Annotated in this window: 7 protein-coding genes; 5 read left to right on the forward strand and 2 right to left on the reverse strand. The window is 62.8% G+C overall.

Features of this window, described 5'->3' with window-relative positions; translation table 11 throughout:
* Positions 1–68 precede the first annotated feature (68 nt).
* Positions 69–323, forward strand: a complete 255-nt coding sequence (locus AYR66_RS20080; protein WP_088708970.1) for a DUF6139 family protein — start codon at positions 69–71, stop codon at positions 321–323.
* A gap of 65 nt (positions 324–388) precedes the next feature.
* On the opposite strand, the gene AYR66_RS20085 is transcribed toward AYR66_RS20080, so the two are convergent.
* On the reverse strand, positions 389–1,225 hold the full coding sequence (locus AYR66_RS20085; RefSeq protein ID WP_234814956.1) for a DUF429 domain-containing protein: 837 nt from the start codon (positions 1,223–1,225) through the stop codon (positions 389–391).
* 134 nt (positions 1,226–1,359) lie between these two features.
* Here AYR66_RS20085 and cls point away from each other — a divergent pair, with 134 nt between their 5' ends.
* The 4 genes from cls (at position 1,360) to AYR66_RS20105 (ending at position 5,598) form a co-directional block, all read left to right on the forward strand.
* On the forward strand, positions 1,360–2,775 hold the full coding sequence (cls, locus tag AYR66_RS20090) for a cardiolipin synthase (RefSeq protein ID WP_088708971.1): 1,416 nt from the start codon (positions 1,360–1,362) through the stop codon (positions 2,773–2,775).
* Between the two features lie 237 nt (positions 2,776–3,012).
* Positions 3,013–4,227 (forward strand): PQQ-dependent sugar dehydrogenase, encoded by a 1,215-nt coding sequence (locus AYR66_RS20095; RefSeq protein WP_088708972.1) that lies wholly within the window; start codon positions 3,013–3,015, stop codon positions 4,225–4,227.
* Positions 4,228–4,234: 7 nt separating this feature from the next.
* Complete coding sequence (locus tag AYR66_RS20100; RefSeq protein ID WP_206047233.1) at positions 4,235–5,260, forward strand: M28 family peptidase; 1,026 nt, start codon at positions 4,235–4,237, stop codon at positions 5,258–5,260.
* A 143-nt stretch (positions 5,261–5,403) separates the two neighbouring features.
* Positions 5,404–5,598: a hypothetical protein gene (locus AYR66_RS20105; protein ID WP_088708973.1), complete on the forward strand. Its 195-nt coding sequence runs from the start codon at positions 5,404–5,406 to the stop codon at positions 5,596–5,598.
* A 6-nt stretch (positions 5,599–5,604) separates the two neighbouring features.
* Here AYR66_RS20105 and AYR66_RS20110 read toward each other — a convergent pair.
* Positions 5,605–6,133, reverse strand: a 529-nt coding sequence (locus AYR66_RS20110; protein ID WP_206047234.1) for a CHRD domain-containing protein, incomplete at its 5' end; no start/stop codon positions are given.

Genomic DNA, 6,133 nt, shown 5'->3' on the forward strand with positions numbered 1-6,133 from the left:
TGCAGTGCGCAACCTTTACGATGTCGCAAGGTCAATAGCAGACGAGCTTTTTTCGAGAGGACGAACTCATGAAAGTCGACGTGTACAAACGCCCGGAACGGGAAGGCATGTATTCTTATCTTGCTGTTCCGGAAGGCCGACCCATTCCGGAGGAAGCCACCAATATCGACTGGGAAACCGCCGAGAACAGTATCGATCTCGACGAGAACAATGAACCGGTTCTCGGTCTGTCAGCAGAAGATGCGCTGTCGCAGATCAGCGCCAAGGGCTATGCGATCTCGCATACGAACAGTCACAGGATGAACAACAGGCCGAGCGTCTGACGGCTCCCCGCCTTTTCTTTTTCTTTTCCTGATGCATTCTTGCCGTCTCTGCACGGCGGGCCGGGTCAGCTGTGTGCTGCCCCGGCCGTCCATCCCTCCACCGGATCCATGACAGGCGGCATGCCGTAGTTGGGTTGGCGCGCTGCCCACGCGGCAGCGACTGCGCACAGCACCGCATCGAGCCAGTCCGCGGTACCGTCGGCCACCAGGCGCCGGCGCAATGCCTGCTTCATTACCACGCGGACGCCCAGCGGATGCGTTCCATCCTCCAGTGCGGCGACGATCGCCGACCGTGCCACGCGGCGCTCCGGCGTCTGCTTCGCGCGCTCGTCGCTCTTGTACGATGCCCGTGTCACCATCCGTGCCACCAGTCCGGGATATCCCTCCAGCGCGATCCTGCCCGGATCGCCCGCATGCAGTCCATGCACCGTGACGCCCGCTGCGAGCAGCCGTCGCGCGCCCTCGTGGAACATGTAGGCCACCGGTGGATTGACCCATTTCATCGACGGACTCGACCCCGCGGGACCATCCGTCATGCGATGCGCAAACTTGTTCCCGGCAGGACGCGCATCGCAGAAAGCCTTGAAGGTGGCGCGCAATTCCTCGCGGGACAAGATGGTGCAATGGTCTACCAGCGCTTTCCATTGCATTGGCCAGCCGAGATGCTCGACCAGTTCGCGCGAGAGGCCGAAGGGGAAATCGAAGGCGCCCAGCCAGGTGCCGGGGGCGGCAAGCCAGGTTTCGTAGGAAGGCCAGTCGGGGAAGGCGTCGATGCGTTCGAGGGACAGTACGGTGCCGTCGAGGCTTGCATGTGCGACGGTGATGGGCTTGGCCTTGCGGGGTGCGGAGGTGAAATCGACGCCGACGATGTGCATCCCGGGAGTGTAACAGCAGGTCTTCATGCATGCTTTCCAGGCATCCACGTTCTTGCGCGATGTCGTTTCCATATCGAATATTCCCCGCCGCACAGGGAATGATTCATGGAAAACCGCCTCAAACGACAAGAACAAGAACGCAGTATTCCGGAGTGCAAGGCATGATTGCGCGTATTCAATTCCTGTCCCGCCTGCTATGGCGCACCGCCCTTGCGATTGGCGTCATCGCCGGCTGTGCGAGTCTTCCCGACGTCCACTACCTGCACGCGCGCCAGCTCGTACCAACGCGGGATCCGGCCATCGTCACCGCTTCCGGCGAATTGCCGGCAGAAAAAAAGCAGGCCTTGCTCGATGGCTTGCAGGCCAAGGCGGGACCGACCGATATCCTGGCCCGGCATGTTGCCGCCGAAGAGGCGATCAGCGGACGGCCGCTCGTCGCCGGTAACAAGATCGTCCTGCTTGACGATGGCCCGGCCACTATGCGCGCGATGATGTCGGCAATCGAGGGCGCGCGCGACCACATCAACCTGGAAACTTACATTTTCGAAGCCGACGAAGTCGGCAACGCGCTGGCGAACCTGCTGATGAAAAAGAAAGCGGCCGGCATTGTCGTCAACCTGATCTACGACAGCATCGGCTCGAAGGACACGCCGAAGGAATTCTTCGACCGCCTGCGCGAGGCCGGTGTCAACGTGCTCGAATTCAACCCCGTCAACCCGACACGGACACGCGGCGAATGGGACATCAACCAGCGCGACCACCGCAAGATCCTGCTGGTCGACGGACGCATCGCCTTCACCGGCGGCGTCAATATCAGCCGGGTCTACGGCAAGAGTTCCTTCCTGCGCGGCAAGCGCGACGACCCGCCCCCCAAGGATGTGAAGGAAGCCGCGTGGCGCGATACGCACATGCAGATCGAAGGACCGGTCGTCGCGGAATTCCAGAAATTCTTCCTCGATACCTGGCAACGCCAGTCCGGCCATCCCTTGCCCGCAGCGAACTACTTTCCGGTACTGAAGCCGGCGGGCAATGCGCTGGTGCGCGCGATCGCCAGCACACCGGACAGGGAAGACTTCTCGGTCTACAAGACCTACATTTCCGCCTTCGCGCACGCCGACAAGTCCATCCACATCACGTCCGCCTACTTCGTTCCCGACCAGCAGGTGCTGCAGGCAATGATCGATGCGGCGCGGCGCGGGGTGGATGTGCGCATCATCTTTCCCAGCTTCTCCGATTTCGGCCTGATGCTGGACGCGGCACGCTCGCACTACGATGATCTGCTCGCAGCAGGTATCCACGTCTACGAGCGCAAGGCAGCGATGCTGCATGCAAAGACCGCCGTCATCGATGGCGTGTGGTCGACCATCGGTTCGACCAATATCGACATGCGCAGCTTCCTGCACAACGACGAGGTCAATGCGGTCGTTCTTAGTGCAGAGTTTGCCGATCGCATGGAAGCGCTGTTCGAGCGCGACCTGCAGCAGTCCGTCGAGATCACCGCTGATACCTGGAGCCGGCGCGGTTTGCGGAGCCGGCTGCGCGGTTGGGCGGTGCGCATCTTCGAATACTGGCTGTGAACCAAATTGACATTTACGCATCACATCCATGCGTAAAATGAAAAACTGGTTTGAATGATCTTTCCTATTGAAACAGCGCGCAGGCAGTGGAGCGCGCTGTTGGTTGCAGCAGCAATATCCGGATTGACGGCATGTGGTGGCGGAGGCGGCGCTGGAAGCAACAGCAGCAGCGCTGAGCCGGCCGCAACGCCCGCAAGCGCACAGGCAGCCCCTGCAACGGTAGTACGCAGGCTGGAAGTGCCCGCCGCGCTCGCCGGTTCCCCCTTCGACAACGCGAGAGACCTCACCGTGCCGCCCGGCTTCGGCATCCGTCTCTGGGCGCGCGTGAATCGTGCTCGCTTCATGGCGCTGGCGCCGAATGGTGATGTGCTGGTATCGGTGCCGGACGAGGGCAGGATCATCCTGTTGCGCGAGCGCCCGAACGACACGCCGCAGGCCATTACCTATGCGAGCGGCCTGCACAATCCGCACGACATGGTGTTCCATCGCATCGGTGACACGACCTGGCTGTATGTCGCCGAGTCGAACCGCATCAGCCGCAGCGCATATCGCACCGACGAGACCACCCGCAATGCGGATGAAACGGTGATCGACGGATTGCCGGACGACTCGACGCCGGAACTGCGCGGCACGTACGGCCACCAGTTGAAGAACATTGCGCTGTCGCCCGACCATCGTCTGTACGTATCGATCGCATCGACCTGTAATGCCTGCACGGAAGACACGGAGAGCGATCCGCTGCGCGGCGCCATCTATCAGTACAGTGCCGACGGCAAGGAGCGCCGCCTGTTCGCACGCGGGCTGCGCAATGCGGAGGGACTCGATTTCATTCCCGGCACCTCCACGCTCTGGGTGACGGTCAACAGCCGCGACGAGATCCGCGTGCCTGTCGATGCCGATGTCGATGGCGACCAGTCGAGTGACCTCGGCAAGATCATTCCTTCCTTCGTGGACCAGAATCCACCGGACTTGTTTACGTCGGTACGCGACGGTGGCAACTACGGATGGCCTTTCTGCAATCCTGTCCCGAATGAAGCGATGTCCCTGCTCGACCTCCAGCCGGACTTCGAACTGAATGAGAAAGGCAGCGCATTCAACTGTGCTTCCGCGGACCGATCCGCCAAGGGCATCCGTGCGCATTCGGCGCCGCTCGGATTCAGCTTCCTGCACGGCAGCGCCCTGCCCGAGGCTTTCCGCAAGGGGGCGGCTGTTGCACAGCATGGCTGCTGGAACTGCACCCGTCTTGATGCCGGTTACAAGGTGAGCTTCTTCCCCTTCGACGATGCGGGCAATGCCGGGGCTGCCATGGACCTGGTGACCGGGTTCGTCACCGATCCGGTACGGCGTGAAGTATGGGGACGCCCCGTGGATGCGATCGCGGATGCACGCGGCAACCTGCTCGTGTCGGACGATTTCGCGGGCGCCGTCTACCAGCTCTATCCGCTGCGCTGAACGCCGCATGCGTGCAACCATGATGCAGCGAATGCGCGGCGCAGTGATGGCGCCGCTGCTGGGCGCCGTGGCACTGGCCGGCGACGGGCTCGGGCTCATGACGTCCATGCCGGGCGAATCCTTCCGCGGGCCGCTGCCGCCGCTGGGGACGGAGGAAGCCTCGCTGGCGCAACGGCTGCGCGGACACGTTGAAAAGATCGCGCAGGCTGAACACAACACCGCCTTTCCGGGGCAGCTGGAAGACACGGCAAGCTACATCGAGAGCGCACTCGCCGAAATGGGCTATGCGGTCCGGCAGCAGGTGTTCAGCGCCGATGGCAACCGTGTGCGCAACCTCGAGGTGACCGTGCGCCCTCCCGATCCCTCCGAGGGCAAGCCGGAGATCGTGGTGGTCGGAGCGCACTACGATTCGGCGCACGGCTCCCCCGGCGCCAACGACAATGCGACCGGCAGCGCAGCGGTGATTGAGCTGGCGCGTGCGCTGCGTGAAGCAACGCCGCAGGCCGGACACGAGATCCGTCTGGCGCTGTTTGTGAACGAGGAAGCGCCCTACTTCAAGACGGGACAAATGGGCAGCCTGCTGCATGCACGCGACTTGTCCGCGCGCGGCGCAAATGTCACCGCCATGCTTTCGCTGGAAACGATCGGCTACTACGACGACAGCAAGGGCAGCCAGCGCTATCCGCCGCCGCTCGACGCACTCTATCCTGACACCGGTAATTTCATCGCCTTCGTCGGCGACCTCGGTTCACGCGACCTGGTGCGTACGGTGGTGGGCGCTTTCCGCCGGCACACGCCATTCCCCTCGGAAGGCCTGGCCGCACCGGCGTCAGTGCCCGGTGTGGACTGGTCGGATCACTGGTCATTCCGCATGCATGGCTATCCCGCACTGATGGTGACGGACACCGCCCCTTACCGCTATCCGCATTACCACACGGCGCAGGACACGCCGGACAAGGTGGACTACGCCCGCATGGCGCGCGTGGTCAAGGGGATAGAACGCGTAGTGCGCGAACTCGCCTCCGTCCACTGAGCGCCGACGGCATTGTCGCTGCGCGCATAAGCAAGCGCGGATCGCTTCGTTCACTCCCGGCAAATCGCTGACTACAATGCGTTCTCTGGCCATCCCGTCCCTCTTCATTGCTAGGCGGAAGAATCCAAACGACAGGAGCAATCATGGCGATCGACTTTACCCCCCAGTTCCACAAGCGGCTCTCCCGGGTCGGTGGCCATGGTGTGTGGGTCGCGGTGCCGTACCCGCGGACGCTGATCCCGGTCAAGACCCTCTATTACCGTACCTGGCAACAGGAGGAATGTGCACGGCTGCGCAATGCCGGGGAAGAAGTCGTGACCTTCGCGGTCAGCCACTGATACGGTTCAGAATCCGATCGTGAAACCCAGTCCGATGCCGGTAAACCGCCAGTCGTCGAACTCCTCGATATCCCTTACCTGCCGCAATTGCAGCTCGACAATCGCCGACTGCTGACGCACCTGGTCCAGGCGCGCGAGCTGATCGCCGGACGGCAACGCCCATACGACCTGGCCGCGGATTTCGCCTTCCGGGAACGCGGCACTGTGCACATCGAGGTAATAATTACCATCGCGGAGCGCCGCGAACTGCGCATCGGTCAACGGCACACGCGTGGCCCAGACCGTCGTTCCGGCCGTCCTCGATAATGCGAACTCGATAGGGCCGACGGCGCCCGGCCGGGCAATGTGGAGATGGGCGGCGGTATCCGTCATGCCGCTGGTAATGACGCTGGCATTCAGCGTGCGTTGATCCGCATCGACGGTCACCAGGCCGGCTCCGCTGGCGGCGCTGGAGGTGGGCGGCACCACTTCACCGCCGCTCAACGCGGAGGAAAACGCGAACGGCAGGTCATCGCGATGACTGCCGCCGCACGCC

The organism is Noviherbaspirillum denitrificans, assembly GCF_002211445.1.
Taxonomy (GTDB): domain Bacteria; phylum Pseudomonadota; class Gammaproteobacteria; order Burkholderiales; family Burkholderiaceae_D; genus Noviherbaspirillum; species Noviherbaspirillum denitrificans.

Bases quoted from the DNA above. Each gene is read 5' to 3' on its own strand.
- AYR66_RS20085 (WP_234814956.1), bottom strand. From the start codon at position 1,225: ATGAAGACCTGCTGTTACACTCCCGGGATGCACATCGTCGGCGTCGAT.
- cls (WP_088708971.1), top strand. From the start codon at position 1,360: ATGATTGCGCGTATTCAATTCCTGTCCCGCCTGCTATGGCGCACCGCC.
- AYR66_RS20100 (WP_206047233.1), top strand. From the start codon at position 4,235: ATGCGTGCAACCATGATGCAGCGAATGCGCGGCGCAGTGATGGCGCCG.
- AYR66_RS20105 (WP_088708973.1), top strand. From the start codon at position 5,404: ATGGCGATCGACTTTACCCCCCAGTTCCACAAGCGGCTCTCCCGGGTC.
- AYR66_RS20080 (WP_088708970.1), top strand. From the start codon at position 69: ATGAAAGTCGACGTGTACAAACGCCCGGAACGGGAAGGCATGTATTCT.